This is a genomic window from Micromonospora sp. NBC_00860, from assembly GCF_045207375.1.
Taxonomy (GTDB): Bacteria; Actinomycetota; Actinomycetes; order Mycobacteriales; family Micromonosporaceae; genus Micromonospora; species Micromonospora vinacea.
Genome location: NZ_CP108825.1, coordinates 2,549,413 through 2,574,967, shown reverse-complemented (window position 1 = coordinate 2,574,967; position 25,555 = coordinate 2,549,413). Strand labels below are relative to the sequence as shown.

Here is a 25,555-nt window from a genome sequence, read left to right as displayed (position 1 = left end):
AAAGTGCGGGCATGCCGGAGCAGCCACCGACCTCGCGAGGCGCCGCGACCTACCAGCGCATCCTGGACGCCGCCACCGAGGAGTTCGCCCAGCACGGCATTGCCGGGGCGCGGATGGAACGCATCGTGACGGCGGCGCGCACCAACAAGGCGCAGCTCTACGCCTACTTCGGCGACAAGGAACGGCTCTTCGACGCGATCTTCCTCAGTTCGCTGGAGCGCATCACGAACGTCGTGCCGATCGACGCTGACGATCTCGCGGACTGGGCCGTTCGCCTCTACGACGAATACCTGCGCCGCCCCGATCTCATCCGCCTCGCGACCTGGACACGGCTGGAGCGTCGGCCCGCCGGGCATCTCGTCGAGACCCACCAGCACTACGACGATCGCAAGCTCACGGCCATCGCCGAGGCGCAGGCCGCCGGGCGGGTGCGCGCGGGTGACCCGTTCGACCTCATGGCTCTGGTGATCGCCATGTCCATGGCCTGGTCGCCGGTCAGCAACGTCTACGCGGCCAGCAGCCTGGAACCCGACGACGTTCATGATCAACGCCGCGCCCTGCTGCGCGACTGCGTCCGGCGAGCCACTGTGCCGTCGGACGAGGATCAACTGGACCGTTGACCACCGCGCGGCCGTCAGTCGCGTCCGATCCGGGGCTGACAACAGTGCGCCGAGGTGCGACGGTGAGCTGATGGTCGAGGCGATCCCCACCCGGTCACGGGCCTCCCGCCGCCGGTGGCGTGCGGTCGTCCCGGTGGCGCTGCGCTGGGCGCTGCCGGTGCTGTGGGTGGTGTGGGCGTCCCTCGCGTGGTGGGTCGAGCCGCGCGAGTCGACCGAGGCGCAGCTCGACCGGGATCTCGCGGCCGGCCGGGTGGTGACCTTCCAACGGGCGCAGGGCTGGGCCGACGACGGCGCGTACTGGGGGAGCCGACCTCGGCCGCAGCATGCGACCAACGGCGGGATGCTCGCCTGGACGGTGCCGAACGGCCAGATCCGGTACGCCTTCGTCGGCCCGCCCGCCTCGGCGTCATACCTGGGCGAGCCGGACCTGTCGGCGAACGCCGGGCAGGACGCGCGGCTCGCCGCCGTGGCCGGTCCGTGGCATGCCGGCGGCGACCTCGCGCACCGGATCGCGGGCACCGCCGGTCTGCTCGCCGGCGTGCTGACCGTGTTGTGGCTGGGCCGGTTGATCGGTGGCGCGCCGCCGCTGGCGGGCAGCCGGTGGTTCTGGTTCTGGGTCGGGCTGATCCCGTTCGGGGTGGGTGTCCTGGCCTGGACCTACCGGGAGTTGTGGAGGCCGCCGCCGCCGGTCCTCGACCGCGCCTCCGGGTGGCGTGGCGTCGGCTGGCTGGTGCTCGCCGGGTTCGGGATCGCCCTGCTGGTGTCGGTCGCTCGGGGCGTGCTCGGAACGACCGTGGTGCCGGGCTGAGCCGGTGGTGCCGGGCCAACCGGCCCCGAGGTCGGCTACGGTCACCTACGGTGACGCCATGGACCCTTCGGCGGTCTGGCGGGACCGGCAGCACCGGTGGCGGATCGAGGCGTACCGGGCACCGGATCTGCGCTTCGCCATCTACGCCACCAACGGCCCCACCGAGTCGGTGCCGCTGTGGCTGTTCGGGATGTCGGCGCTGGCCCGGTGGCTGATGACCCACGCCATATCGCTGGACGACCTGGAGGTCGACTGAGCGGGGACGCGGTCGCAAACCGGGCCCGCGGTGCGCCCCGCTGGGGTTGAGTGACCTCAGGCGGCGGACGGGGGTACGCGATGGGCGGTCAGCTCGGGCAGTTGGCGTTGGTGGCCGTGCTGGTGCTGGTCAACGCGGCGCTCTCCGGCAGTGAGATGGCGCTGGTGACCCTGCGCGAGGGGCAGTTGCGGCGGCTGGGCCGGCGCAGCCGCGCCGGCGACCGGTTGGTGCAGCTGTCCCGCGACCCGAACCGCTACCTGGCCACCATTCAGCTCGGCATCACCCTGGCGGGGTTCCTCGCCTCGGCGGCGGCCGCGGTGTCGTTGGCCGGCCCGCTGGTCGGTCCGCTGGGTTTCCTCGGCGGGGCGGCGCGTCCCGCCGCCGTGCTGCTGGTGACGGTGCTGCTCACGTTCGTCACGCTGGTGCTCGGAGAGTTGGCCCCGAAGCGGCTGGCCATGCAGCGGGCTGAGCGGTGGGCGCTGCTCAGCTCGAGGCCGTTGGATCTGCTGGCCCGGGTGTCGCGGCCGGCGGTATGGCTGCTCAGCCGGGCCACCGACGCGGTCGTGCGGCTCGCCGGTGGTGACCCGCGGGCCAACCGGGAGGAGATGACCGAGGAGGAGTTGCGGGAGATGCTGGCCAGCCAGCGTGGCCTGTCGACGCAGCAGCGGGAGATCCTGACCGGCGCGTTCGACATCGCCGGCCGGACGTTGCGGGAGATCCTGGTGGCCCGGCGGGAGGTGACCACCCTGCCGGCCGGACTGGCCGCCGACGAGGGGGTCCGGCGGCTCGCCGCCGCCGGGCGGTCCCGTGCTCCCGTCACCGGCCCCGGAGGGCTGGACGAGGTGCTCGGGGTGGTGCACATCCGCGACCTGGTGCGCGCCGGCACCGCCCCGGTGGGCGAGCGGGTCCGCGCGCCGTTGCTGCTGCCGGTGACCCTGCCGGTGGCCGACGCGATGCGTCAGCTGCGGCAGGAGCACCAGCAACTGGCTCTGGTGGTCGACGAGCACGGGGGCATCGACGGCATGGTCACCATGGAGGATCTGCTGGCCGAGGTGGTCGGCGAGTTGTACGACGAGACCGACCGTGACGTGCGCGGGGTCGTCCGGGAACCGGACGGGTCCCTGCTGGTGCCCGGTGACTTTCCGCTGCACGACCTGCCCGACCTGGGGGTGCGGTTGAGCTTCCCGTTGTCCCGGGACTACACGACGGTGGCTGGTCTGGTGCTGGCCCGGCTGCGGCACCTGCCGGACTCCCCGGGTGAGACGGTGCGACTGCCCGGGCTGACCCTGCAGGTGGTGGAGGTCGCCGACCGGGCGGTGCGCCGGGTGCGGCTGTGCGGGTTCGTCGCCGAGCGCTGACCAGTCACCCAGAAGAATGACAAAAGCCCCAAATCGGCGAGACGGCGATCGGGGCAAGCCTACGGTGCCAGACGTGAAGGACCGAGGGTTGCGTACGTTCGTCACGGTGCTGGCCGGCCTCGCGGTGATCTACTTCGGCAGCGCCGGCCGCAGCCCCGAGGAGGGCCGTGGCATCTCCGGCGGGGTGGTGGTCCTGGCGTTGCTCGCCGCGTTGCTGGTGTGGCACCTGACCCGCCCGGGGGACAAGACGGTCAAGTGAAGCGCCTCAGCGGGCGGCGACCCGGGTGACCTCACCGGCGGACTCCTCACCCAACGCCACCCGTACCAGCGCTGAGGCGAGCCGGCCGAAGTCCGGTTCGTCGACCAGACCGGCGAGCCGGTCCGGGGAACCCGGCAGACCCAGCCGCTTCGCCCCGGCCAGGGCCCGCCGGTCGGCGTACGGGCGCACGTCCGACCAGACCGTCTGCGCCTCGCGCAGGTAGATGTCCGCACCGGTGGGGCCGATGCCGGGGAACTCGGTGAGCCGCCGCCGCAGCCCGGCGGGATCGCCCTGGGCCTCCCGGTGCAGGCGCCGCAGGTCACCGTGCCAGCGGTCCAGGCACTGCCGGGCGCCGGTGCCGAGCATGGTGGCGGTGCGCTCGTCGTAGCGGCGGTAGTGGCCGCGACCCAGCGCGTCGACGCGCTGCTGCCAACCGGCCGCCTCCATCGCCTGCGGGGTGCGGTAGCCGGCGGCGAACAGCTCCCGCGCGGCGTCCACCGCCACGCACGCCCGGATCCGGGTGCTCAGCAGCGTGGTCAGCACCAGCAGCTGGTACAGCGGCCCCGGCCGGTCGGCGAGCCGGATGCCGGCCTCCTCGGCGTACGTGCGGCCACGCCGGTCGAGCAGGACCCGCACCACACTTCGATCGTCACCCACCCCGAGGCGTTACCCAGTTGGGGACCGGCTAGCCGTCGCACCGGCGACCACTGTCGGAATGCCACCGGGGCGGGCGGGTATGCCGAGGTGTGGAGGCGGTCGATGCTGCCCCCGTACCCGGAAGGGAGACACCAGTGGTCAACCCGCAGCAGGAAGAGTTCCGCCGCAACGCCAAGGGCGCCACCAGCCAGGACAGCAAGGGGCCCCAGCCGACCGGGCACCCGCTCAACAGTGGATCGTCGCGCGGGGACGCCGGCCGACCGGTGCCCAAGGGGCAGGTGTCGCCGTACGGCCCGGCCGGCGAGCCGGTGGCCGAGGACGACAGCGACACCCGCTGATCAGCGACCGCGACCTGGCGGCCGCCGCAACCTGTTCCAGGTTGCGGCGGCCGCCAGCCCGTACGCGAGGTGCGGGATGATGTCGGAGATCCAGTCGGAGCGCCGCCAGGTACGCGGGTCGCTGATCCCGAGCACGGTGATCGACCCGTCGGTCATGGTCATGACGCCCGCGCCGAGCAGCCCGGTGGCCATCGGCAACGGCTGACGCCGGCCACCGGCGTAGAGCGCGAACCCGACGCCGGCGGCGACGCCCAGCCCGTAACCGATCAGCGGGCCGAGGCCCGAGCGGCGGTTGGCCGCCCGGGCCCCGTTCCCCAGGTCCACATGCGCGATCCCGGCCAGCCGGTCGACGGTCTCCTGCGGGACGTCGCTCTCCGGCCGTCCCCGTAGCGCCATGTCGAGGTAACTGACCACGTTCAGCGCGGTGCTGCCGACGGCGCCCGCGATCGCGCCGTCGGCCACGTCGACAGTCCTCACTTCGGGTCGCCCGGTTCGCGCTCGCTCTTCGGGCCGTACGTCCGGTCACCGCGCACCACGCCGCGCTGGCCGCGATCCTCCTGGAGGATCCGGTTCGCGACCTGGTTCGCCTTACCGTCCGGCACCCGTCGTCCGGAGTCGTCGATCGCGTTGCGCAACCGCGCCCGCTGCTTGTCGTACGCGTTACTGCCCGGCCGTGGTCCTGGCATCTGTGCCTCCTTCGTCGGTCTGGGCACCTGGTGCTGCCCACCGTCCGCTGGGCGTACCGCGGCCGTCTACCCGTCTGGCGGCGGACCAACCACGGCGGGCTACTGGGGCGCGCGGACCACGACGACCGGGCACTGCGCGTGGTGCAGCATCGACTGACTCACCGACCCCAGCAGCAACCCGGTCACCTCGCCGCGCCCGCGCCCACCGACGACAGCCAGTTGGGCGGAGCGGGACGCCTCGGCGAGCACACTGCCGGGTCGACCGTGGACCACCTGGCAGGTCAACCGCAGACCCCGGTGCTCCTCGGTGAGCCCGGTCAGCCACCCGGCGAGCATCCGCTCCTGCTCGCCGCGCAGCTTCGCCTCGTCGTACACCAGGGGTTGCATGTCGCCCGGCCCGCTGCTGCCCGGGTGTCGGTAGGCGTGCACCGCCACCAGTGGCACACCACGCGACACGGCGGTCTCGGCGGCGAAGTCCGCCGCCCGCCGGGAGGCGTCCGAGCCGTCCACCGCGACCAGCACCGGCTCGTCGGGTCGTTCCGTGCCGCGCGCGACGAGCACCGGACAGTCGGCGTACGCGGCGACCTGCACCGCGACGGAGCCGACCACCAGCGCGGAGAACCCACCCAGCCCGCGGTCGCCGAGCACGATGAGCGCGGCGCTGGGGGACTCGCCCACCAGCACCGCGGCGGCCTCACCGTCGATGATCTCGCCGGAGGCCGACAGGCCGGGCACTGTCGCCTCGGCCTCGTTCACCGCGGCCTCGACCAGTTCCTCGGCCCGGTGGCGCAGTCCACCGCCGGGCGGCGCGTCCGGGGCGGGGGAGACCGGTACGTGCAGCAGCGGCCAGATGAAGCCGTGCACGACCCGCAGCGGTCGGTTGCGGCGTGCCGCCTCGGTGGCGGCGAGGCGTACGGCGCGCAGCGCCGACTCCGAGCCGTCGACGCCGACCACCACTGCCGCGTTGTTTGCCGAGTTCACCGCCCACCTCCGCCCGCGGCCAGTATCGCGGGCCCGGACGCCCTCGCGCCGCGATACCGCTGAGCGCTCCCCGGTCGGTACGCTGGCGACGACCGGGGAGGGAGCGCCGCCGATGGGTGAACCGGACCAGCCGAGTACCGCTCGCATGATCGACTTCTGGCTCGGCGGGCAGCACCACTTTCCCGTGGACGTGGCCGCCGCGAACGCGTTCGAGCAGGCGTACGGGCCGTGCGCCCCGGTGTTCCGGGAGTTGCGGGCGTTCCTGGGCCGGGCGGTGCGGGCCATGGCCGCCGAGGCCGTGGACGGGTTCCTGGTGTTCGGCGCCGGGGTGCCGACGATGGGCAACGTGCACGAGGTCGCCCCGGACGCGACGGTGCTCTACACCGACGTCGACCCGGTCACCATCCGACTGGGACAGAGCATCCTCGCCGGCAGCGACCGGGCGGGCTACGGCTTCGGTGACGCGACCGACATCGGCACTGTCGATCCGGCGCAGCTGCACCGTTTCGTGCCGGGGTGGGGTCGGCGGCCGGTCGGAGTGGTCTTCCTGGGGTTGGCCGCGTTCCTCGACGACGCCACGCTGACCCGCACCCTGGACGAGTTGTACGCCGCCGCCGCGCCGGGCAGCCTGCTCGCCGTGGATTTCGACACCGAGGAGCTGGCCGGTCATCCGCAGGCGCTGGCCATGATGGGCCCGCAGTTCCGGATGCGCCCACCGGCGGCGTTCGCGCCGCTGTTGGGTCGATGGGCGCCGACGGCGGACGGGATCGTGCCGGTCGCCGAGTGGCGGCCGGACGGCCCGCCGCCGCGGGTGCCCGACGCGTTCCATGGTGTGCTGGCGACCCGCGCGGCGGACTGACCGCGCCGATCGTCCGTCCAGGGGCGTCCGTATGATGCTTGCCCTATAGCAAGCTTCTGGGGAGGACGACGATGGTAGACGCGCCGGACGTGGTGTCGCGCGCGTTGCGCGAGGCCCCGCCCGACCAGTTGGCGGAGGCCGCGGACCGGGCGATCCGGTCGGCGATGGGTGCGCTGCGCACCGACGTCTTCGTCGCCGACTACCGGATCAGCGGCCTCTGGCCGGTTTTGGACCCGGACCTGCCGTCGGGCGGCTTCCTGGCCTGCCACACCGTCGCGCAGCGCTGCTTCAGCAGCCAGCAACCGGTACGCGACGGCGAGGGCCCGTGCCGGCTCTACCTGCCGTTGACGGTGTGGGGAGAGCGGCTCGGCGTGCTGCTGATCGAGCTTCCGACAGTGCCGAACGCGGCGGTCACCGGTCGGGCCACTGACATCGCCGGCTCCCTGGCGGTGGCGATGCGCGCGGCGGACCGGGAGACCGACCGTTACCGCCGGGCGCGCCGCCGGGAGCGACTGACGATGGCCGCCGAGATGCAGTGGGACCTGCTGCCCGGCCGCGGTGTGTCACACCACGCGTTCGATCTGGCCGGTCAGCTCGAACCGGCGTACACGGTGGGCGGCGACCACTTCGACTGGTCGCTCGATGGCGACCGTCTCACGGTGACGGTGCTCAACGGCGAGGGCAACGGGCTGGCCGCGTCCCTGTTGACCGCCGTCACGGTCAACGCGATGCGCAACGCGCGTCGTTCCGGCGGCGGCCTTGTGGAACAGGCCGAGCTGGCCTCGGACACGGTCTTCTACCAACATCGGGGCGCCCGGTACGTGGCCACCCTGCTGCTCGAGGTGGACACCCGCCTCGGCCGGGTGCGGGCGGTCGACGCGGGCTCCCCCCATCTGTTGCGGATGCGCGGGTCCACTGTCGAGCCGATGAAGCTGGATCAGCAGCTGCCGCTGGGCATGTTCGCCGAGACCCGCTACGAGCTTCAGGAGGTGCAACTCGCCCCCGGTGACCGGCTCTTCGTGGTCAGCGACGGGGTGTGGGCCGCCGAGCCGCCGGGTCAGGAGCCGTACGGGCAGCGGATGATGGCGCGGTCGTTGCGCGCCACGCGGCTGCAGCCGCCCGCTGAGGCGGTTGGTACGGTGATGCGCGAACTGCACGCCTACCACGCGGATTCCGATCTGCGCGACGACGCCGTCGTGGTCTGTCTGGACTGGCACGGTCCACCCGATCGGGGCACGAGGTGAGATTCGCCGCCGCGTTGCCGGGCGGGCACCAGCGCGACGACGGCAGGGGACATCAGGTGGAGCGACCTGCGGATCTCGCCGCGGCGATCGACGCGGCCGCCTCGACGCTGATCGCCGTGCTGGAGTCGGCTGCGGCGCGGCACCAGGTGCCGCCCACCCAGCTGAGGGTGCTCACGCTGATCAGCGGTCGGCCGGAGACCAACGTCAACGGGTTGGCGGAGCTGCTGGACGTGGTGCCCTCGTCGGCGAGCCGGCTGTGCGACCGGTTGGAGGCGACCGGGCTGTTGCGCCGGGTGGCCGACCCCCGCGACCGGCGGGAGGTGCGGTTGGTGCCGACCGCTGCGGCGCTGACCCTGTTGGGGGAGTTGGCCGAGCGGCGGCAGCGCGCGGTGCAGGCGGTGCTGGACCGGATGCCGGCGCGGACGCAGCACGAGCTGTTGCTGGCGCTGGTCGGGTTCGCTCGCGCGGCGACCTCGGTGCCGGAGCAGCAGCAGACCGATCCCGCCGCCGCGCAGACGGCCTGAGCGTCGCCTCCCTCTTCCACTAGTATCCTAGGACGCTCTACGCGTGGTGATCCACGCCACAGTGCGGCACAACCGCACCGACAGCCCGGCGGCGGCACCCGGCCAGCGAGAGGAAGCCCGATATAGTGGCAGCGCACCTACCCGGCCCGCGATCGTCGAGATCGCGGGCCGCATCAGGGGAAGGGGCCCCGCCCGGGGCCGCAGGGGAGAGCCGGCGCTGGTCGGCCCGACAGCGCGTACGACCCTCAGCCGCGCCCGGCGTCGGCCGGGGGCCCGCGTGCCGTGGAGGAGGATCGGTGTCGCGTCGGCAGGCTCGGGCAGAGCAACCGCGGGACACCGGTGACGAGGCTCCCGGCAACCAGGTGCTCACCCTGCCCAACCTGATCAGCTTCGGGCGGCTGCTGGGCGTGCCGCTCTTCCTCTACCTGTTCCTGGTGGAGCGGGCCGACGTGGCGGCGGTCGTCGTACTGGCCATCGGTGGCACCACCGACTGGGTCGACGGTTGGATCGCCCGCCGCCTGCGTCAGGTGAGCCGCCTGGGCGAGCTGCTCGACCCGCTCGCCGACCGGCTCTACATCCTCGCCACCCTGGTCGCCTTCACCGCGCGGGAGGTGGTGCCGTGGCAGTTCACCGCGGCGCTGCTGGCCCGTGAGGTGCTCCTGCTCGCCTCGCTGGCGGTGCTGCGTCGCTACGGGTACGGGCCGCCGCCGGTGCACTACGTGGGCAAGACTGCCACGTTCCTGCTGCTCGCGGCGTTCCCGGTGTTGTTGTTGGCCACCGCGGCGACCGACGTGGCGACGGCGGCGAGCGCCATCGGCTGGGCGTTGGCGTGGTGGGGACTGGTGCTCTACTGGGTGGCCGGCGGGATGTACGTCGTGCAGGCGTCCCGGCTGGTGCGCGCGGCGCGTGGCCCGGGGGCGGCGGCGTGAGCGGGCCGCGGCTGGGGAAACCCGGCCAGGACCGGGTGTACGCGCCGGACTTCCTCACCGAACTGTTTCGCAACCCGCTGGATCCGGGGTACGCGGACGCGGCTGCCGCGCGTCGGCGCTCGGAGGGGTCCGCCCCGGCGCGCGGGTGGCGGGCCCTGCCGGCGCGGTCGGTGAGCCTGGTCGTGGTGGTGATGCTCGGTTTCCTGTTCGCTGTCGCGTACCGGCAGACGATGGCGGACGAGCCGGGTCGCAGTCAGGCCCGCTCGGGGCTGGTGGCGCAGATCAAGGAGCGGGAGAACCAGACCGATCGGTTGTCCACCCGGGCGGACCAGCTGCGCGAGGAGGTCAGTCGGCAGCGGGACGCGGCGTTGAGCGGCTCGGCTGCCGCCCGGTTGCGCAACCTGGAGGCGAGCACCGGGTTGGGGCGGGTGCGTGGTGACGGTGTGGTGGTGCGGTTGGCGGACGCGCCGGACAACGCGGACGCGGTGACCGGTGCCGGCGCTGGGCCGCCGCGGGTGCTCTACAGCGACCTGCAGGGGGTGGCGAACGCGTTGTGGAGTGCCGGCGCGGAGGCGATCGCCATCAACGGGCAGCGGTTGACGGCGACGTCGACGATCCGGTCGGCGGGTGAGGCGATGCTGGTGGATTTCCGGCCGGTGACCGGGCCGTACGAGGTGTCGGCGATCGGGCCGGGTTCGATGCGGCGCAAGTTCGAGGACAGCCGTAACGCGGCGCTGATGCGGGAGGTCGCGCAGAAGACCGGGTTGTCGTTCGGTGTGCGGGAGTCCGATGACCTCACGTTGCCGGCCGCGCCGGAGCCGCAGCTACGCTACGCCAAGCCGTCGGTCAGTCCGAGCCCTTCCGCGTCGGGTGTCCGGTCCGGCAGTCCCGGGTCGTCCGGTCCGGCGACGACTGTTAGCCCCTCCGGAGGTGGCCGATGATCGCGGTGCTGGCGTTGCTCGCCGGTGTGGTGCTGGGCGTGTGGCTTGATCCCACGGTGCCGGCGGCGTTGCAGCCGTACCTGCCGATCGCGGTGGTGGCCGCGTTGGACGCGGTGTTCGGTGGGGTGCGGGCCCGGTTGGACCGCATCTTCGACGACAAGCAGTTCGTGGTGTCGTTCATTTCGAACGTGCTTGTCGCTGGTCTGATCGTGTATCTGGGTGACCAGCTGGGGGTGGGCGGGCAGTTGTCCACCGGTGTGGTCGTTGTGTTGGGTGTGCGTATCTTCGGCAACGTGGCGGCGATCCGTCGGCACCTGTTCCGGGCGTAGGTTGGGTTGCGATGAGTGACGAGCAGACCGACACGGGCACCGGGTGGCCGCAGCCGGCGGGTCCGGTGCGGCCGGGTGGGCCGGCGGGTGAGCCGGATCCGCGGCCGGATGCGCCGGACCCGGACGAGTTGAGTCCGTTGGCGCCGGAGTCGCCCGCGCAGCCGGGGCCGTCGGATGATGAGCCTGCGGCGGAGCCGGGTGTGGAGCCGGTCGACGACGGTGCGACGGTGGACCTGAGCACGATGTCGCGCTCGGGGGAGCCGGTGGCGAGTTCCGACGGGTTGGCCGAGCCGGTGGGGGAGTCGACGGCGCCGGCGGTGGCTGGTCGGTCCCGGTGGAGTACGGCCGGGGTGATGATCGTGGCGTTGTTGGCGTTGCTGGGGTTCACGTTGGTCGTGCAGTTGAAGACGACGTCGACGGACCCGACGTTGGGGGCGACGCGGCAGGAGGACCTGGTCCGGATCCTGTCGGATCTGGATGCGCGGGAGAACCGCCTGCAGCAGGACATCCGGGCCCTGGAGGACAGTCAGCGGCAGTTGCAGTCGGGTGAGCAGGGTCGCCAGGCGGCGTTGGATGAGGCGACGCGGCGGGCGGACGAGTTGGGCATCCTGGCGGGGACGTTGCCGGCGGTGGGGCCGGGGTTGACGGTGCAGTTCGACGCCGGTGTGAAGCCGATCTCGGCGAACCGGGTGTTGGACGCGGTGCAGGAGCTGCGTGGTGCGGGCGCGGAGGCGATGCAGATCTCCGGTGGGGATCGGGCGACCGTGCGGATCATCGCATCGACGTACTTCCTGGATGGGGACAACGGGTCGTTGGTGGTCGAGGGGCGTCGGTTGACGGGGCCGTACACGATCACGGTGATCGGTGATCCGGCGACGATGCGTACGGCGTTGAACATTCCTGGTGGGGTGGTGGCGTCGGTCCGGGGTGGCGGCGGTAACGTGACGTTTGGGGAGCGTGAGGTTGCCGAGGTTTCGGCGCTGCACGTGCCGATCAAGTTGGAACACGCCCGTCCGGTCTCCTGACCGGCGCGGCCGCGCCGGACCCGGGTGGTCCGGGGCACCGATGGATGAAGGACGCGTCTGGTGATTCCCGAGGATCTGCGATACACCGCCGAGCATGAGTGGGTGGCGGGTGACGGCACGGCTTCGGTCCGGGTCGGCATCACCCACTTCGCGCAGGACGCGCTCGGTGACATCGTGTACGTGCAGTTGCCCGAGGCGGGTGCGGTGGTCGCGGCCGGTGACTCGTTGGGTGAGATCGAGTCGACCAAGAGTGTGTCGGAGATCTACGCGCCGGTGGCCGGTACGGTGGCGGCGCGTAACGACGCGTTGGCTGACACGCCTGAGCTGATCAACACTGATCCGTACGGTGAGGGTTGGTTGGTGGAGATCACGCCGAATGATCCGACTGCCACGGATGGGTTGCTGACGGCGGCCGCGTATCAGAAGATCACCGAAGGCTGAGTGTGCTTGATCCGGTGCGTGGGATGTCTGCGCGCGTCCGGTTGCCCTGCATTTCGGCGCTGGCTAGGCTCGCCCAGTCGACCGAGAACCCAATAGTTGAGCGTTGCGGAATTGCCTTCCCGGGCACGGGGAGCCAGCCGCCGGGTGTTCAAGTGCCCGGCGGCCAGACCCGCCATTACCCGACGCCGACCGAACAGATCCGTGAGGTGGTCCCATGACGCGGCCAGACGACGAGTTCCCCCCACTCGACGTCACTTCGACGCTCAATCTCGGTTCGCTCGACGAAGTGCTGGAGGGGCCGGATACCGATGTGGTGCCGAGCCGGATGTCCGGTTCGTTGCCGCCGGGTATGGCGCTGCTGGTGGTTCGTCGAGGCCCGAATGCGGGTGCCCGGTTCCTGTTGGACCACGATGTGACGACCAGTGGCCGGCACCCGGACAGTGACATCTTCCTGGACGACGTGACGGTGTCGCGTCGGCATGCGGAGTTCCACCGTGATGGTGGGACGTTCACGGTGCGGGACGTGGGCAGCCTGAATGGCACGTACGTCAATCGTGAGCGGGTTGAGGCGGCCACGTTGAGCAATGGTGACGAGGTCCAGATCGGTAAGTTCCGGGTGGTGTTCATCGCCGGTCCGCGCCCGGAGGAGGAGGCCGGCCGGGGGTGAACGAGCCTGCGGCCTCCATGTCACCCGGGGCGGCTCGGTCTGAGCCGCTGATGAGCATCGGTGAGGTGCTTGGGCAGTTGCGGGTGGATTTTCCGGACACCACGATTTCGAAGTTGCGGTTTCTTGAGGCCGAGGGTTTGGTCGAGCCGCAGCGGACGGCGGCGGGTTACCGGAAGTACAGCTGGGACGATGTGGCGCGGTTGCGGTTCGTGCTGACCGCGCAGCGGGACAAGTACCTGCCGTTGCGGGTGATCCGGGAGCAGTTGGCCCAGTGGGATTCGTCCGGTGAGCAGCCGGGGCGGTCGCGGCCGGCGTTGGTGGCGGTTGGTCCTGATGGTGCGGTGCCGGGTCGTGAGGTGGCGGAGCCGGCCGAGTCGTCGCAGGTGCGGCTCGGCCGGGCGGATCTGGTCGCGCGCAGTGGGATCGACGAGTCGACGTTGGTGGAGTTGGAGCGGCTCGGTGTGCTGGTGTCGGATCCGCCGGGGTGGTATGACGCGGATGCTCTGATCATCGCGTCGGCGGTGGCGGGGTTGGCGGCGTACGGGTTGGAGCCGCGGCACCTGCGGGGTTATCGGACGGCGGCGGACCGGGAGGTCGGTTTGTTCGCGCAGTTGGTGGCGCCGTTGGCGCGGCAGAGTGATCCGGCGGCGCGGGCGCGGGCGGCGGAGACGGCGCGTGAGTTGGTGGCGTTGTCGGAGCAGTTGCACGCGGCGTTGGTGCGGGTGGGTTTGCGGTCGACGTTGGGTCGGTGAGGGTGCCCGGTGGGTGGTGGCTGAGCGGAAAGATCTCTTCCGGGAAGCGTGCCGTAGGCTTGCCGGGGTAACCCCTTTTCGGCGCGGGCGTGGTGCTGTAGCGCATGGGACGGCCGTGTTGCGGTCCGTGTACCGTGCAGGGAAGGGCGCGGTGCGGCGTAGGTGACAACGACACGGAGGCGGCGGTGCGCGAGCTGAGCGTGGTCGGAGTTCGGGTGGAGCTGCCCAGCAACCAGCCGATCGTCCTGCTCAGGGAGGTCGAGGGGGACCGCTATCTGCCGATCTGGATCGGCGCGGTCGAGGCGACGGCTATCGCTTATGAGCAGCAGGGGGTCAAGCCGGCCCGGCCGTTGACCCATGATCTTCTGCGGGATGTGTTGGCGGCGTTGAAGGCGCCCTTGCAGGCGGTGGAGATCACCGAGCTGAAGGAGAACGTCTTCTACGCGGATCTGTTGATCGGCGATGGGGTGCGGGTGTCGGCGCGGCCGAGCGATTCGATCGCGTTGGCGTTGCGGGTTGGTGCGCCGATTCGTTGTGCGGAGCAGGTCCTCAGCGAGGCGGGGATCGTTATCCCTGACGAGCAGGAGGACGAGGTGGAGAAGTTCCGCGAGTTCCTGGAGCAGGTGCGTCCGGAGGATTTCGCGGGCTGAGGTGTGCCCGGGCTCGGTTGGTGATCTTTCCTGGTGGCTGCGCGGCGTGTCGCGTCGGTTCCTCCGTGGTAACCCCTGACGGTGGCGATAGGGTTTCCATGTCGAGGGGTGCGCGTCCCGGAAACGATGCGTCGCCACACTGACGGGGAGGTTGTCCGGATGCACGAGCCGCGGGATTCCGATCCGGGTGCAGAGTTCGACGAGTCGGGTGCCTCGTCGCCAGGTGTGGCGGCTGAGGGTGACGGTTCGGTTGGCTACCGGGGTGTGACGGCCTGCCACGCGGTGGGTATCAGTTACCGGCAGTTGGATTACTGGGCGCGGACGACGCTGGTGGTGCCGAGCGTTCGTGATGCCTCGGGTTCGGGGACGCAGCGGTTGTATTCGTTCCGGGACCTGGTGGTGTTGAAGGTCGTGAAGCGGTTGTTGGATGCGGGGGTGTCCCTGCAGAACATCCGTAAGGCGATCGAGGCGTTGCGGTCGCGTGGTGTGGAGGATCTGGCGGGGATCACGCTGATCTCTGATGGGACGACGGTGTACGAGTGCCGGTCTCCGGAGGAGGTGGTCGACCTGTTGCAGGGTGGCCAGGGGGTCTTCGGCATCGCGATCGGTGGGGCTTTCAAGGAGATCCAGGGGTCGTTGTCGCATCTGCCGGCGGAGCCGGCGACGAGCGGCCCGGTGGAGCCGGCGGTGGCGTCGGGTTCGGATCCGGTGGGTGACGAGTTGGCGGCGCGGCGAGCGCGGCGGCGCGCCGGCTGACCGTTCGAACTTTCGGATTTTTTTCGGTTGTTGTCTCGCGACCGTCGGTGACGGTTTGCGGGGTCCTTCGGCGGTTGCGGTCCACTGTGGATACTGTGGGTGTCGTTTCGGTGGCCGATTGTGGAGATACCCGTCGGTAGTGGTGACGTAGCGTGGTGCCGTGTTGTCGGGAATCCGATAAGGGGGCGCTGACCGGAGGCGGTTGACACGCTATGGTCCCTCACGGTTCTGGACCTTTTCACCCCGGAAGGAACGACCGTGACGGTTACGGAAGAGACTGCTCCCGCCTCGCACTACGACCGCATTGGCGGTGCCAGTTCGGTCAAGGCGGCGGTTGAGCTGTTCTACGACAAGGTGCTCGCGGACCCGGAGTTGGCGGGCTACTTCGCTGACGTGGACATGGCGGCTCAGCGGCGGCATCTGGCGTTGATGTTGACCGTCGTGCTGGGTGGCCCGAACGAGTACACGGGTCGCGGGTTGGCCGAGGCGCACCAGCCGTTGAACATCACTGTGGAGCACTACGCGAAGGTGGGCGAGCACCTGACGGTGACGCTGACCGAGTTGGGGGTGCCGGCGGACATCCTCGCTGACGTGCAGACTGTGCTGGGGCAGGTGCAGGGCCAGGTGGTGGCTGCCGGGAACAGGTCGGGCGTCTGAGCGTGGACGCGGCTCGCCTCAAGCAGAGCTGGTCGGTGGTCGCCGGTCACGGTGACCAGGTGCCGCTCTACTTCTACTCGACGTTGTTCCTCGCTCATCCCGAGACACGGCAGATGTTCCCCACGAACATGGCCGGTCAGCGGGACCGCCTCGTGACCGCGTTGGGTCACATCGTGTCCAACGTGGACCAGGTGGATCGGCTGGTGGGTTTCCTGCAGGACCTCGGCGCGGATCACCGCAAGTTCGCGGTCCGCGCGGAGCACTACCCGGCGGTCGGTGAGGCGCTGGTGGCGACGTTGCAGCATTTCCTCGCCGAGCAGTGGACCGACGAGTTGGCCGCGGACTGGACGGCCGCGTACGGGTTGGTCGCCCAGGTGATGATCGAGGCCGCGCAGGCCGCTGAGGCGGTCAATCCGCCGTGGTGGGTGGCGGAGATCGTGGCGCACGAGCGGCGGGCGTTCGACGTGGCGGTGTTGACGGTGCGTCCGCAGTACCTGTTGCCGTTCACTCCGGGTCAGTCGATCGGGGTGTCGCACCCGTCGGTGCGGTCGTGGCGGTACTACTCGCCGGCGAACGCGCCGCGGGCGGACGGCACGTTGGAGTTGCATGTGCGGGCCGCGCCGGGTGGCGCGGTGTCGTCGCGGCTGGTGTACGGGTCGGCGGTGGGGGATCGGATCCACCTGGCGGCGCCGGTGGGGGACCGGTTGGGGTTGCGGTCGGCGGGCTCCAGTGACCTGTTGCTGTTGGTCGCGGGCACCGGTTGGGCGCCGGTGAAGGCGTTGGTGGAGCAGGTGGCCGCGGAGGGTTCCCGCCGGCGGGTGGACCTCTACGTGGGGGCCCGTTCCCGTAGCGAGTTCTACGACAGCGACGCGATCGACAAGTTGGCGTCGTCGTATCCGTGGTTGACGGTGACGTACGTGGTGGGTGCCGATGTGCACCGGCCGGGTGAGTTCGTGCAGGCGGTGGACCGGGCGTTGGCCGACGGTGACTGGCGTTCCCGGCACGTGTTCGTGTGTGGGTCGGACGAGATGGTGTCGCACGCGGTGCGGACGTTGGTGCAGGCGGGTTACCACGAGGGTCAGGTGCACCACGAGGGCCTGGGTGCGCAGTGGTACGGCGCGGCGTGGCGGACGGCGGTGCAGCAGTCGGCTGCGGGTGACGCTTCGGGAGGTGGGCACAGGTGAGCGCGAGGAGTGAGCTTGCGAGCCCCGCAGTCGCGAACGGAGGTCTGCACAGGTGAGCGCGACACCGATCAGTCGGTATGACGGGGTGCAGGTTTCCGGCGGTGTGCAGGTGCGGATGACCGCCGATCGGGTTCGGCGGTGGGAGTTCGGTGCGGCGTCGTTCGCCCGGCGTGGGTACGACAACGCCGACGTGGACCGGTTCCGGATGCAGGTCGCTGACGAGTTGGACCTGTTGGCGACGCAGATCGCGACGTTGCGGGCGGAGAATGAGCGGCTGACCGATCGGGTGGAGTTGCACCGGCACGGGGTGATTCCGAGTACGGGTGCGGCGGCGAAGGTTCCGGCGGCGCGGGAGGTGAATCTGCTGTCGGCGGCGCAGCGGGAGGCCGAGCAGATCATCGCGCAGGCGCACGATTACGCGCGTCGGGTCGCCGAGTACGCCCGGGTGCAGTACGAGAGTTACCTGCAGGCGGCGGAGGCGGAGGCGAAGCAGGAGGCGGAGCGGGCGGTGGCGGAGTACCGCAGCGCGGCGGGGCCGAGCTTCGACGACACGGTGGCGACCCGGGAGGCGTTGCGGATCTTCGGGGAGATGATGGTGTCGCACATGCAGGCGGCGGCGCGGCATCTCGACGACGGCAGTGAGCAGTTGGCGCGCACGATGGATCGGATCGCGGCGGAGACGCCGGGGGCGCCGTTCGAGGGTGGTGTGCTGGGGCAGGCGGCGTTGCCGCGCCACCAGCAGCGTTGAGTCGTCGCCGAGTGGGGTCCGCGCACGTCAGCGGACCCCACTCGGCTCAGCTGAGCCGTTGGTCGAGGTGGAAGGTGACCTCGGAGCCGGCGGCGCTCTTACCGATGGCCTTGCACAGGGCGGCGCGGATGGGCAGCCAGTGGGGGCCAGCGCCGGAGGGCATCAGGGTGGCGTTGAACGGGTGCCCGTCGATGGTGCCGGTGACCTTGACGGCGCGTCGGGTGCCGAGCAGGTTCGCGGAGTCGGGCACTGTCACGTACGTGGCGAACGCGCCGTCCTTCTCGATGGGCGCGGTGAAGCGGTAGTCCAGTGGTTGCGGGTCCATGGCTCTCCTCGGCGCGACGGTCGGTCAGCTGGCGGCGGCGCGGACGGCCTCGGCGATCGGGGTGGGCCCGTCGACGAGTTCCAGTGTCGCGCCGGTGGTGCGCGGTTCGTCGAGCAGGGCGACGAGGACGTGGGCGACGTCGGTGCGGCTGATCGCGCCCCGACCGGCGTGTGGGGTGAGGGTGACCCGCCCGGTGGGTGGGTCGTCGGTGAGCCGGCCGGGTCGTAGCACCGTCCAGGCCAGGTCGCGGCCGCGCAGGTCGTCCTCGGCGGCGCGTTTGGCGCGCAGGTACGCCGCCCACACGTCGTCGCCGCCGGGGGCGGGTGGGTCGTCCACGCCCATGGAGGAGACGAGCAGGTAGCGGTGGACGCCGGCGCGGGTGGCGGCGTCGGCGAGGAGCGCGGCGGCGGCCCGGTCGACGCTGTCCTTGCGGGCGGCGCCGCTGCCGGGGCCGGCGCCCGCGGCGAAGACCACCGCGTTGGCGCCGTGCAGGTGGTCGGCGAGCTGCGCGACCTCGGTGTGTTCCAGGTCGCAGACGACGGGGGTGGCGCCGGCGGCGCGCAGCGTCGCTGTCTGCTCGGGGTTGCGGATGAGGCCGACGGCGGTGTCGCCGCGCCCGACAAGGTGACGTTGCAGCAGCAGGGCGATCTTGCCGTGGCCTCCGGCGATGACGACGCGCATGCGCCCAACCTACCGGCGCCGCCGGTGCCGGCGGCGGCGCCGGCTTGACCTTGACCTTCGGGTAACCCTGAGCCTGGTGGGTGCCGGTCGCCGTGACCGGCGCGAGGAGGATGTCGACGTGGGGCTGATGACCATCGGGGCGTTCGCCCGGGCGGCGAGGCTGACGCCGAAGGCGTTGCGCCTGTACGACCGGGGTGGGCTGTTGGTGCCGGCCGCTGTCGATCCGGAGTCCGGTTACCGGCTCTACGACCCGGCTCAGCTGCCGGTGGCCCGGCTGGTGGCCCAGTTGCGTCGGCTCGGTATGCCGTTGGCGACGATCCGGGTCGTGTGTGGCCTGGAGTCCGCGGCGGCGGCCGAGGCGATCAGCGCGTACTGGCGGCAGGTCAGCGCGGACACCGCGGCGCGCGCCCGGCTCGCCACCCTCCTCGTGGATCACCTCTCTGAAGGGGGCACCACCATGTCTGACCCGAATTCCGCCGTTGTCGTCCGCTGCGCCGCCGGTGCTGACACCGGGCTGGTGCGTGACAGCAACGAGGACACCGCGTACGCCAGCGAGCGGTTGCTGGCAGTGGCCGACGGTATGCGGGGGCCTGGCGGCGCGGCGGCCAGCGCCGCCGCCGTCGACGCTCTGAAGCCGTTGGCACTGAGCGGCGTGCCGGCCGCCGACCTGCTGACGATGCTGGCCGGCGCGGTGAGCGACGCCGACGGTGCCGTGCACGGGTTGGCCACCGACGTCGACCAGCCGGTCACCACGTTGACCGCGTTGCTGTTCAGCGGTTCCCGGCTGGGGCTGGTGCACGTCGGTGACACCCGCGCCTACCTGTTGCGCGGTGGTGAGCTGTCGCTGCTCACGCAGGATCACACCTGGGTGCAGGCCCAGGTCGATCAGGGCCGGCTCGACCGGGACCAGGCCGCGGCGCATCCCCAGCGGGCGGTGCTGGTGCGCGCCCTCGGCGGCGGTCGGCAGGTCGAGGCGGATCTGGCGCTGCGCACGGCGTTGCCCGGTGACCGGTACCTGTTGTGCTCCGACGGGTTGTCCGCTGTCGTCGCCCGGGGTGACCTGCTGTCGGCGTTGACGGCGACGGACGATCCCGGGGACACGGTGCGGGCGTTGATCGATCTGGCGCGGGTTGAGGGGGCGCCGGACAACGTCGCCTGCGTCGTCGCCGACGTCGTCGCGGCGTAGAGGGTCGTCGACGTCGGGCCGCGTCGGGTGGGGTCGCCCACCCGGCGCGGGGCTCGGCGTTGGCGGACGGGTTGAGGCAGCATGGAGAGGTGATGGAGAGTTTCGACGCGTTGACCTCGCTGGTGGCCGGTGGTGGGGTGGTGGTGCTCAGCGGCGCCGGCCTGTCGACCGAGTCGGGAATTCCGGACTACCGGGGGCCCAGCGGGGTGGCGCGACGGCACACGCCGATGACGTTCCAGGCGTTCACCCGGGACCCCCTGGCCCGGCGGCGTTACTGGGCGCGTAGCCACCTGGGGTGGCGGTTGATCGCGGGCGCGGCGCCCAACGCCGGGCACCGGGCGGTGGCGGCGCTGCAACACGCTGGTCTGGTCGACACGGTGATCACTCAGAACGTCGACGGTCTGCACGGGGCGGCCGGCAGCCCGTCGGTGATCGAGTTGCACGGCCGCCTGGACGAGGTGACCTGCCTGGACTGCGGCAACCTGACCTCCCGGGAGGAGCTTGACCGGCGGCTGCGCGAGGCCAATCCGGACTTCGTGGCCCGCGTCGCCGCGGTCAACCCGGACGGTGATGTTGATCTCCCCGATGAGCAGGTGGCGGCGTTCCGGCCGGTGGACTGCGGGATCTGCGGCACCGGGATGTTGAAACCGGACGTGGTGTTCTTCGGCGAGACGGTGCCGCCGCAGCGGGTGTCGCGGTGTTTCGCCGCCGTGGGGCAGGCCCGGTCGTTGCTGGTGCTCGGGTCGTCGTTGACGGTCATGTCGGGGCGCCGGTTCGTGATTCGGGCCGCGAAACAGGGCATCCCGGTCGCGATCGTCAACCAGGGGCCGACCCGGGGTGACGGCCACGCCACCGTGTGCGTCGACGCCCCGTTGGGCGCGGTGTTGCCGCAGTTGGCCGCCCGGGTCGCCGCTGGAGCCCCGCTCAAGGTGTGACGGCAGGGCCCTGGGGCCCCGGGGGGAGGACATCCGCCGGAAACACCAACGCTGGTAGCGTTGAGCGCGCCGGTAACACCCACGTGGGAGAGACCGCCCGACAGCACGCAGGGCGGCGCCGAAGGGGCAAATCCTCCCCGGAACCTCTCAGGCAAAAGGACCTCGTGGGTAGGCACTGTGGAGTGCCCCTGTGGGTGCGACAGAGGGGGAGGCCGACACGTCGACCTCGCCCCGGGAGTGCCCCTGATGACCGTAGAGCAGTTCGCCACCCGTCACATCGGTCCCGGCCCCGACGATGAGCGTCGGATGCTGGAGGTCGTCGGTCACGACTCGATCGACGAGCTGATGGACGCCGCGATCCCCGAGGTGATCCGCTGGCACGGCACCCTCGACCTGCCCGACCCGGCCACCGAGGCCGAGACGATCGCCGAGCTGCGGGCCCTCGCGTCCCGCAACACCGTCGCCGTCTCCATGATCGGGTTGGGGTACCACGGCACGCACACCCCGGCGGTGATCCGCCGCAACGTGCTGGAGGACCCGGCCTGGTACACGGCGTACACGCCGTACCAGCCGGAGATCAGTCAGGGCCGCCTGGAGGCGCTGCTGAACTTCCAGACCATGGTCACCGACCTGACCGGCCTGACCACCGCGAACGCCTCGATGCTCGACGAGGGCACCGCGGCGGCGGAGGCGATGACCCTCGCGCGGCGGGCCTCCAAGAGCAAGAGCGCCGTGTACGTCGTCGACGCCGACGCGTTGCCGCAGACCATCGCGGTGATCACCAGCCGGGCCGAACCGCTCGGCATCGACGTGCGGGTCCTCGACGTCGAGCGTGACGAGTTGCCGGCGGAGTTCTTCGGTCTGCACCTGCAGTACCCGGGGGCGTCCGGGGCGGTGCGCGACCACGCGGGCCTGGTCGAGGCGGCGCACGCCGTCGGCGCCCTGGTGACCGTCGCGGCGGACCTGCTGGCGTTGACGCTGCTGCGCGCACCGGGGGAGATCGGCGCGGACATCGCCGCCGGCACCACCCAGCGTTTCGGCGTACCCATGGGCTTCGGTGGGCCGCACGCCGGTTACCTGGCGGTGCGGTCGGGCCTGGAGCGGATGCTGCCCGGGCGTCTCGTCGGGGTGTCCCGCGACGCGGACGGCAACCCGGCCTACCGGTTGGCGTTGCAGACCCGTGAGCAGCACATCCGGCGGGAGAAGGCGACCAGCAACATCTGCACCGCGCAGGTGCTGCTCGCGGTGATGGCCGGCATGTACGCCGTCTACCACGGCCCGGACGGGCTGCGGGACATCGCGACGCGTACCCATGCGATGGCGGCGCGGCTCGCGGCCGGGTTGCGCGCCGGTGGCGTGGACGTCGCGGACGTCGCGTTCTTCGACACCGTCACCGCGACAGTGCCGGGCGCGGCGGCGCAGGTCGTCGCGGCGGCCGCGCAGCGGGGGGTGAACCTGCGGCTGGTCGACGCCGACCGGGTGGGGGTGTCCTGCGACGAGACGACGACCGACGCGCACCTGCGGGAGGTGTGGGCGGCGTTCGGGGTGCCCGCGTTCGACGGGGCCGTGGACGCGGCCCTGCCGGTCGACCTGACGCGCGGCAGCGACTTCCTCACCCACCCGGTGTTCCGCAGCCACCACTCGGAGACGGCGATGCTGCGCTACCTGCGGCGGCTGTCGGACTTCGACTACGCCCTGGACCGGGGCATGATCCCGCTCGGGTCGTGCACGATGAAGCTGAACGCGACCACCGAGATGGAGCCGGTCAGCTGGGCGGAGTTCGCGAACATCCACCCGTTCGCGCCGGACGCGCAGACCGCCGGGTACCGGGAGATGATCGGTCAGCTGGAGTCGTGGCTGGCCGAGGTGACCGGCTACGACGCGGTGAGCGTGCAACCCAACGCCGGTTCGCAGGGGGAACTGGCCGGGTTGCTGGCGATCCGTTCGTACCACGCGTCGCGGGGCGAGACGCACCGCGACGTGTGCCTGATCCCGTCGTCGGCGCACGGCACGAACGCGGCGTCGGCGGTGATGGCCGGCATGCGGGTCGTGGTGGTGGCCTGTGACGACGACGGCAACGTCGACCTCGTCGACCTGGACGCGAAGATCGACAAGCACCGCGACGCGCTCGCCGCGATCATGGTGACGTACCCGTCGACGCACGGCGTGTACGAGACGGGCATCGCGTCGCTGTGCGCGAAGGTCCACGACGCCGGCGGGCAGGTGTACGTCGACGGGGCGAACCTCAACGCCCTGGTCGGGTTCGCCAAGCCCGGCAAGTTCGGCGCTGACGTGTCGCACCTCAACCTGCACAAGACGTTCTGCATCCCGCACGGCGGCGGTGGCCCCGGGGTGGGCCCTGTGGCGGTCCGCGCGCACCTGGCGCCGTTCCTGCCCGGTGACCCGCTGGGCGCGCACGCCGACGCCACGCCAGCGATCTCGGCGGCGAAGTACGGGTCGGCGGGCATCCTGCCGATCCCGTGGGCGTACCTGCGGATGATGGGCGCCGAGGGGCTGACCCGGGCCACCGGTGTGGCGGTCCTCGCGGCGAACTACGTGGCGGCGCGGCTGCGCGGGCACTTCCCGGTGCTGTACGCCGGCAACAAGGGCCTGGTGGCGCACGAGTGCATCCTCGACCTGCGGCCGTTGACGAAGGCGACCGGTGTGAGCGTCGACGACGTGGCGAAGCGGCTGATCGACTACGGCTTCCACGCGCCCACGATGTCGTTCCCGGTGGCGGGGACGCTGATGGTGGAGCCGACCGAGAGCGAGGACCTGGCCGAGCTGGACCGGTTCTGCGACGCGATGATCGCGATCCGCGCGGAGATCGAGCAGGTGGGTTCCGGGGTGTGGCCGGCGGGGGACAACCCCCTGGCGAACGCGCCGCACACCGCGGCGATGGTCAGCGGTGACGAGTGGTCGCACGCGTACCCGCGGTCGGTGGGCGCGTACCCGGCAGGGGTGGACCGGGCCGGGAAGTACTGGCCGCCGGTGCGGCGCATCGACGGCGCGTACGGCGACCGGAACCTGGTCTGCTCGTGCCCGTCGCCGGAGGCGTTCGAGGACTGACAACGCCGCAGCCGGTCGAGGACTGACGACGGCGCGCCGGGGCGGGCGGTACGGCCTGCCCCGGCAGCCGCTGCGACCTGGGCGGGGACGTCCCCTACCGGGGGACTAGCCTGGGTCGACGGCGGCTAAACGGTGACGCTGAGTGGTCGGTCAAGCCACGAGGGCGTGGCGGGCGGGGCCGCGGTGCGGTGCGATGCTGCTGCCGTCGGGGAGCAGCTCGCCGGTGTCCTCGAAGACGATGACACCGTTGCAGAGCAGGCTCCAGCCCTGCTCACGGAAGCAGGCGAGGACCCGCGCGGCTTCCCGGTCGGTAGCTTCAGCGGAGGGGCAGGTCGGTTGGTGCTGGCACATCGGGTTCTCCGGACTGTGGGGGCACTGTGTCATGGTTCACATGACCAGTGACGCACAGTACCAAGCGAAAGTGTCCAGCATCGAGCAGGTCCCCGCCTGGTGCCCGGGAAATCCACTGAACGGATGAGGAAGGTTGGACCGTACGGCGTGGAAACGCTCCCACAGAGGTTGGTCGATGCACCCGCCGCGCCGGCCGCGTGCCGGGGCGCGCTCACCGAACGCGCCCGCCTGCACTGGTCCCGCGGCGACGGCGGCGACCCCGCGGCCCTCGCCGAGGAGTTCCTCGCCGCGCACGGCCTGCCCCTGCACGACCTGACCCGACCCGCCACCGGGCCGCACGGCACCGGGGTCTGCGGCGCGGCGCTGTACCTGTCCGCCGCCGCTGGGGCGCTGCTGGCCGGCGTCCCCGCCGGGGCACCGGAGCCCGCGCCGACGCTGCCCGACCTCGCCGTCGTCGTCTACCAGCACGGCACCACCCGGGCACCCCGGCCCGGCCCGCCGCGACAGTGGTGGCTCGGTGAGTGGGTCGAGAGCTGGACCCCCGGCCAGCACGCCGCCGCCGTCGACGCGGTCCGCGCCGCCATCGGCCGCGGGGACGTCTACCAGAGCAACCTCGTGGGCCACGCCGCCGCCCCCTACACCGGCGACCCATTGCCCGCCCTGAGCCGCCTCGGCGCGCTCCCCGGCGCCCGCTACGGCGGCGTGCTCACCGGCGACGGCTGGGCCATCGGCTGCGCCTCCCCGGAAACCCTCGTCGAGGTCACCGACGGGCAGGTGATCACCCGACCGATCAAGGGCACCCGCCCGGCCACCGCCGCCGGCCGCGCCGAACTGCTCGCCAGCGCGAAGGAACGCGCCGAACACATCATGATCGTCGACCTGGAACGCAACGACCTCGCCCGCATCGCCCGCACCGGCACCGTCACCGTCGACGACCTGTTCGCCGTCCGCCGCTGGTGCGACCTGTGGCAGGCCGAGTCGACAGTGCGCGCCGCCGCCGCCGACGGCCTCGGCCTCGCCGACCTGCTGCGCGCCACCTGCCCCGGCGGCTCCGTCACCGGCGCCCCGAAACTCGCCGCCCTGACCCAGATCAGCGCCCTCGAACCCGTCGGGCGGGGCGCCAGCATGGGCGCGCTGGGCTGGGTGACCCCGGGCCACGTCGACCTCGGCCTGACCATCCGCACCGCCGCCGCCGACGGCCAGCGACTGCACACCTGGGCCGGCGGCGGCATCACCTGGGACAGCGACGCACGCGCCGAGGTCGCCGAGGCCGCCGCGAAGACCACCCCGATCCGCGCCACCCTGGCCGGGCGCTGACCCCGGCACCGCACGGCGATAC

Annotated in this window: 32 protein-coding genes and 1 riboswitch; of the genes, 25 read left to right on the top strand and 7 right to left on the bottom strand. The window is 71.7% G+C overall.

Annotated elements, in window-relative coordinates:
• The first annotated feature begins 11 nt into the window (after nt 1-11).
• From OH804_RS11760 to OH804_RS11740, 5 genes are all read left to right on the top strand, one after another.
• A complete protein-coding gene (locus OH804_RS11760) occupies nt 12-620 on the top strand; it encodes a TetR family transcriptional regulator (protein ID WP_406065027.1) in 609 nt (202 codons plus the stop codon).
• A gap of 70 nt (nt 621-690) precedes the next feature.
• On the top strand, nt 691-1,428 hold the full coding sequence (locus OH804_RS11755; protein WP_406065025.1) for a hypothetical protein: 738 nt from the start codon (nt 691-693) through the stop codon (nt 1,426-1,428).
• A gap of 58 nt (nt 1,429-1,486) precedes the next feature.
• The gene (locus tag OH804_RS11750; protein ID WP_030327722.1) at nt 1,487-1,684 is read left to right on the top strand and encodes a hypothetical protein; all 198 of its coding nucleotides are present in this window, start codon (nt 1,487-1,489) and stop codon (nt 1,682-1,684) included.
• A gap of 80 nt (nt 1,685-1,764) precedes the next feature.
• Nucleotides 1,765-3,042: a hemolysin family protein gene (locus OH804_RS11745; protein ID WP_196923071.1), complete on the top strand. Its 1,278-nt coding sequence runs from the start codon at nt 1,765-1,767 to the stop codon at nt 3,040-3,042.
• Between the two features lie 73 nt (nt 3,043-3,115).
• Complete coding sequence (locus OH804_RS11740; RefSeq protein WP_036410487.1) at nt 3,116-3,301, top strand: hypothetical protein; 186 nt, start codon at nt 3,116-3,118, stop codon at nt 3,299-3,301.
• Nucleotides 3,302-3,307: 6 nt separating this feature from the next.
• Here OH804_RS11740 and OH804_RS11735 read toward each other — a convergent pair whose 3' ends face one another.
• The gene (locus OH804_RS11735) at nt 3,308-3,958 is read right to left on the bottom strand and encodes a hypothetical protein (RefSeq protein WP_406065022.1); all 651 of its coding nucleotides are present in this window, start codon (nt 3,956-3,958) and stop codon (nt 3,308-3,310) included.
• 134 nt (nt 3,959-4,092) lie between these two features.
• Here OH804_RS11735 and OH804_RS11730 point away from each other — a divergent pair, with 134 nt between their 5' ends.
• A complete protein-coding gene (locus OH804_RS11730) occupies nt 4,093-4,296 on the top strand; it encodes a hypothetical protein (protein ID WP_196923073.1) in 204 nt (67 codons plus the stop codon).
• Here OH804_RS11730 and OH804_RS11725 read toward each other — a convergent pair whose 3' ends face one another.
• The 3 genes from OH804_RS11725 to OH804_RS11715 all read right to left on the bottom strand — a co-directional run bounded on the left by OH804_RS11725 (nt 4,297) and on the right by OH804_RS11715 (nt 5,963).
• Nucleotides 4,297-4,773 (bottom strand): hypothetical protein, encoded by a 477-nt coding sequence (locus tag OH804_RS11725; RefSeq protein ID WP_196923074.1) that lies wholly within the window; start codon nt 4,771-4,773, stop codon nt 4,297-4,299.
• On the bottom strand, nt 4,770-4,982 hold the full coding sequence (locus OH804_RS11720) for a phosphatidylethanolamine-binding protein (RefSeq protein ID WP_088989541.1): 213 nt from the start codon (nt 4,980-4,982) through the stop codon (nt 4,770-4,772). The genes OH804_RS11725 and OH804_RS11720 overlap by 4 nt, the downstream gene beginning before the upstream one ends.
• A gap of 99 nt (nt 4,983-5,081) precedes the next feature.
• The gene (locus OH804_RS11715) at nt 5,082-5,963 is read right to left on the bottom strand and encodes a universal stress protein (protein ID WP_406065020.1); all 882 of its coding nucleotides are present in this window, start codon (nt 5,961-5,963) and stop codon (nt 5,082-5,084) included.
• Between the two features lie 112 nt (nt 5,964-6,075).
• Here OH804_RS11715 and OH804_RS11710 point away from each other — a divergent pair, with 112 nt between their 5' ends.
• The 15 genes from OH804_RS11710 to OH804_RS11640 all read left to right on the top strand — a co-directional run bounded on the left by OH804_RS11710 (nt 6,076) and on the right by OH804_RS11640 (nt 17,669).
• The gene (locus tag OH804_RS11710; RefSeq protein WP_406065018.1) at nt 6,076-6,822 is read left to right on the top strand and encodes an SAM-dependent methyltransferase; all 747 of its coding nucleotides are present in this window, start codon (nt 6,076-6,078) and stop codon (nt 6,820-6,822) included.
• Between the two features lie 71 nt (nt 6,823-6,893).
• Nucleotides 6,894-8,066 (top strand): PP2C family protein-serine/threonine phosphatase, encoded by a 1,173-nt coding sequence (locus OH804_RS11705; RefSeq protein WP_196923077.1) that lies wholly within the window; start codon nt 6,894-6,896, stop codon nt 8,064-8,066.
• Nucleotides 8,067-8,122: 56 nt separating this feature from the next.
• The gene (locus tag OH804_RS11700; RefSeq protein WP_406065016.1) at nt 8,123-8,590 is read left to right on the top strand and encodes a MarR family winged helix-turn-helix transcriptional regulator; all 468 of its coding nucleotides are present in this window, start codon (nt 8,123-8,125) and stop codon (nt 8,588-8,590) included.
• Nucleotides 8,591-8,886: 296 nt separating this feature from the next.
• On the top strand, nt 8,887-9,519 hold the full coding sequence (locus OH804_RS11695) for a CDP-alcohol phosphatidyltransferase family protein (protein WP_196923079.1): 633 nt from the start codon (nt 8,887-8,889) through the stop codon (nt 9,517-9,519).
• Entirely contained in the window at nt 9,516-10,460 is a 945-nt protein-coding gene (locus OH804_RS11690) for a DUF881 domain-containing protein (protein ID WP_196923080.1), read from the top strand. The genes OH804_RS11695 and OH804_RS11690 overlap by 4 nt, the downstream gene beginning before the upstream one ends.
• A complete protein-coding gene (locus OH804_RS11685; protein WP_030327710.1) occupies nt 10,457-10,789 on the top strand; it encodes a small basic family protein in 333 nt (110 codons plus the stop codon). The genes OH804_RS11690 and OH804_RS11685 overlap by 4 nt, the downstream gene beginning before the upstream one ends.
• Nucleotides 10,790-10,800: 11 nt before the next feature.
• Complete coding sequence (locus OH804_RS11680; protein ID WP_406065013.1) at nt 10,801-11,814, top strand: DUF881 domain-containing protein; 1,014 nt, start codon at nt 10,801-10,803, stop codon at nt 11,812-11,814.
• Between the two features lie 60 nt (nt 11,815-11,874).
• Nucleotides 11,875-12,255 carry a glycine cleavage system protein GcvH gene (gene gcvH, locus OH804_RS11675; protein ID WP_091397961.1) on the top strand — a complete coding sequence of 127 codons (381 nt, stop codon included), beginning with the start codon at nt 11,875-11,877 and terminating at the stop codon, nt 12,253-12,255.
• A 214-nt stretch (nt 12,256-12,469) separates the two neighbouring features.
• Nucleotides 12,470-12,922 (top strand): FHA domain-containing protein, encoded by a 453-nt coding sequence (locus tag OH804_RS11670; RefSeq protein ID WP_007071101.1) that lies wholly within the window; start codon nt 12,470-12,472, stop codon nt 12,920-12,922.
• A gap of 50 nt (nt 12,923-12,972) precedes the next feature.
• Entirely contained in the window at nt 12,973-13,674 is a 702-nt protein-coding gene (locus OH804_RS11665; protein ID WP_196923082.1) for a MerR family transcriptional regulator, read from the top strand.
• A 185-nt stretch (nt 13,675-13,859) separates the two neighbouring features.
• Nucleotides 13,860-14,324, top strand: coding sequence for a bifunctional nuclease family protein (locus OH804_RS11660; protein ID WP_030327706.1), 465 nt, complete (start codon nt 13,860-13,862; stop codon nt 14,322-14,324).
• Between the two features lie 159 nt (nt 14,325-14,483).
• Nucleotides 14,484-15,080 (top strand): MerR family transcriptional regulator, encoded by a 597-nt coding sequence (locus tag OH804_RS11655; protein WP_196923083.1) that lies wholly within the window; start codon nt 14,484-14,486, stop codon nt 15,078-15,080.
• A gap of 258 nt (nt 15,081-15,338) precedes the next feature.
• Nucleotides 15,339-15,737 carry a group 1 truncated hemoglobin gene (locus OH804_RS11650; RefSeq protein ID WP_196923084.1) on the top strand — a complete coding sequence of 133 codons (399 nt, stop codon included), beginning with the start codon at nt 15,339-15,341 and terminating at the stop codon, nt 15,735-15,737.
• A gap of 2 nt (nt 15,738-15,739) precedes the next feature.
• Entirely contained in the window at nt 15,740-16,921 is a 1,182-nt protein-coding gene (locus OH804_RS11645; RefSeq protein ID WP_406065010.1) for a globin domain-containing protein, read from the top strand.
• A gap of 52 nt (nt 16,922-16,973) precedes the next feature.
• A complete protein-coding gene (locus OH804_RS11640; RefSeq protein WP_406065008.1) occupies nt 16,974-17,669 on the top strand; it encodes a DivIVA domain-containing protein in 696 nt (231 codons plus the stop codon).
• 46 nt (nt 17,670-17,715) lie between these two features.
• On the opposite strand, the gene OH804_RS11635 is transcribed toward OH804_RS11640, so the two are convergent.
• Nucleotides 17,716-17,994 (bottom strand): DUF1905 domain-containing protein, encoded by a 279-nt coding sequence (locus tag OH804_RS11635; RefSeq protein WP_406065006.1) that lies wholly within the window; start codon nt 17,992-17,994, stop codon nt 17,716-17,718.
• A 24-nt stretch (nt 17,995-18,018) separates the two neighbouring features.
• Nucleotides 18,019-18,675, bottom strand: coding sequence for an NAD(P)-binding oxidoreductase (locus OH804_RS11630; RefSeq protein ID WP_406065004.1), 657 nt, complete (start codon nt 18,673-18,675; stop codon nt 18,019-18,021).
• Nucleotides 18,676-18,793: 118 nt separating this feature from the next.
• On the opposite strand from OH804_RS11630, the gene OH804_RS11625 reads away from it, so the two are divergent.
• From OH804_RS11625 to gcvP, 3 genes are all read left to right on the top strand, one after another.
• Nucleotides 18,794-19,861 (top strand): MerR family transcriptional regulator, encoded by a 1,068-nt coding sequence (locus tag OH804_RS11625; RefSeq protein ID WP_406066506.1) that lies wholly within the window; start codon nt 18,794-18,796, stop codon nt 19,859-19,861.
• A 92-nt stretch (nt 19,862-19,953) separates the two neighbouring features.
• A complete protein-coding gene (locus tag OH804_RS11620; RefSeq protein WP_406065002.1) occupies nt 19,954-20,796 on the top strand; it encodes an NAD-dependent protein deacetylase in 843 nt (280 codons plus the stop codon).
• 74 nt (nt 20,797-20,870) lie between these two features.
• Nucleotides 20,871-20,969: riboswitch (glycine riboswitch) on the top strand.
• 73 nt (nt 20,970-21,042) lie between these two features.
• Entirely contained in the window at nt 21,043-23,865 is a 2,823-nt protein-coding gene (gene gcvP, locus OH804_RS11615; protein ID WP_406065000.1) for an aminomethyl-transferring glycine dehydrogenase, read from the top strand.
• A gap of 150 nt (nt 23,866-24,015) precedes the next feature.
• Here the strand turns inward: gcvP and OH804_RS11610 are convergent, their stop codons facing one another.
• Entirely contained in the window at nt 24,016-24,216 is a 201-nt protein-coding gene (locus tag OH804_RS11610; protein WP_007460326.1) for a DUF5999 family protein, read from the bottom strand.
• Between the two features lie 123 nt (nt 24,217-24,339).
• Between OH804_RS11610 and OH804_RS11605 the strand changes: the two genes are divergently transcribed.
• On the top strand, nt 24,340-25,533 hold the full coding sequence (locus tag OH804_RS11605; RefSeq protein ID WP_406064998.1) for a chorismate-binding protein: 1,194 nt from the start codon (nt 24,340-24,342) through the stop codon (nt 25,531-25,533).
• Nucleotides 25,534-25,555: the final 22 nt, after the last annotated feature.

What these genes read in the sequence shown, in the direction of transcription:
- OH804_RS11760 (WP_406065027.1), top strand. Translation starts at nt 12, where the DNA reads ATGCCGGAGCAGCCACCGACCTCGCGAGGCGCCGCGACCTACCAGCGC.
- OH804_RS11755 (WP_406065025.1), top strand. Translation starts at nt 691, where the DNA reads ATGGTCGAGGCGATCCCCACCCGGTCACGGGCCTCCCGCCGCCGGTGG.
- OH804_RS11750 (WP_030327722.1), top strand. Translation starts at nt 1,487, where the DNA reads ATGGACCCTTCGGCGGTCTGGCGGGACCGGCAGCACCGGTGGCGGATC.
- OH804_RS11745 (WP_196923071.1), top strand. Translation starts at nt 1,765, where the DNA reads ATGGGCGGTCAGCTCGGGCAGTTGGCGTTGGTGGCCGTGCTGGTGCTG.
- OH804_RS11720 (WP_088989541.1), bottom strand. Translation starts at nt 4,982, where the DNA reads ATGCCAGGACCACGGCCGGGCAGTAACGCGTACGACAAGCAGCGGGCG.
- OH804_RS11710 (WP_406065018.1), top strand. Translation starts at nt 6,076, where the DNA reads ATGGGTGAACCGGACCAGCCGAGTACCGCTCGCATGATCGACTTCTGG.
- OH804_RS11705 (WP_196923077.1), top strand. Translation starts at nt 6,894, where the DNA reads ATGGTAGACGCGCCGGACGTGGTGTCGCGCGCGTTGCGCGAGGCCCCG.
- OH804_RS11685 (WP_030327710.1), top strand. Translation starts at nt 10,457, where the DNA reads ATGATCGCGGTGCTGGCGTTGCTCGCCGGTGTGGTGCTGGGCGTGTGG.
- OH804_RS11680 (WP_406065013.1), top strand. Translation starts at nt 10,801, where the DNA reads ATGAGTGACGAGCAGACCGACACGGGCACCGGGTGGCCGCAGCCGGCG.
- OH804_RS11670 (WP_007071101.1), top strand. Translation starts at nt 12,470, where the DNA reads ATGACGCGGCCAGACGACGAGTTCCCCCCACTCGACGTCACTTCGACG.
- OH804_RS11665 (WP_196923082.1), top strand. Translation starts at nt 12,973, where the DNA reads ATGAGCATCGGTGAGGTGCTTGGGCAGTTGCGGGTGGATTTTCCGGAC.
- OH804_RS11655 (WP_196923083.1), top strand. Translation starts at nt 14,484, where the DNA reads ATGCACGAGCCGCGGGATTCCGATCCGGGTGCAGAGTTCGACGAGTCG.
- OH804_RS11635 (WP_406065006.1), bottom strand. Translation starts at nt 17,994, where the DNA reads ATGGACCCGCAACCACTGGACTACCGCTTCACCGCGCCCATCGAGAAG.
- OH804_RS11630 (WP_406065004.1), bottom strand. Translation starts at nt 18,675, where the DNA reads ATGCGCGTCGTCATCGCCGGAGGCCACGGCAAGATCGCCCTGCTGCTG.
- OH804_RS11620 (WP_406065002.1), top strand. Translation starts at nt 19,954, where the DNA reads ATGGAGAGTTTCGACGCGTTGACCTCGCTGGTGGCCGGTGGTGGGGTG.
- gcvP (WP_406065000.1), top strand. Translation starts at nt 21,043, where the DNA reads ATGACCGTAGAGCAGTTCGCCACCCGTCACATCGGTCCCGGCCCCGAC.
- OH804_RS11610 (WP_007460326.1), bottom strand. Translation starts at nt 24,216, where the DNA reads ATGTGCCAGCACCAACCGACCTGCCCCTCCGCTGAAGCTACCGACCGG.
- OH804_RS11605 (WP_406064998.1), top strand. Translation starts at nt 24,340, where the DNA reads ATGAGGAAGGTTGGACCGTACGGCGTGGAAACGCTCCCACAGAGGTTG.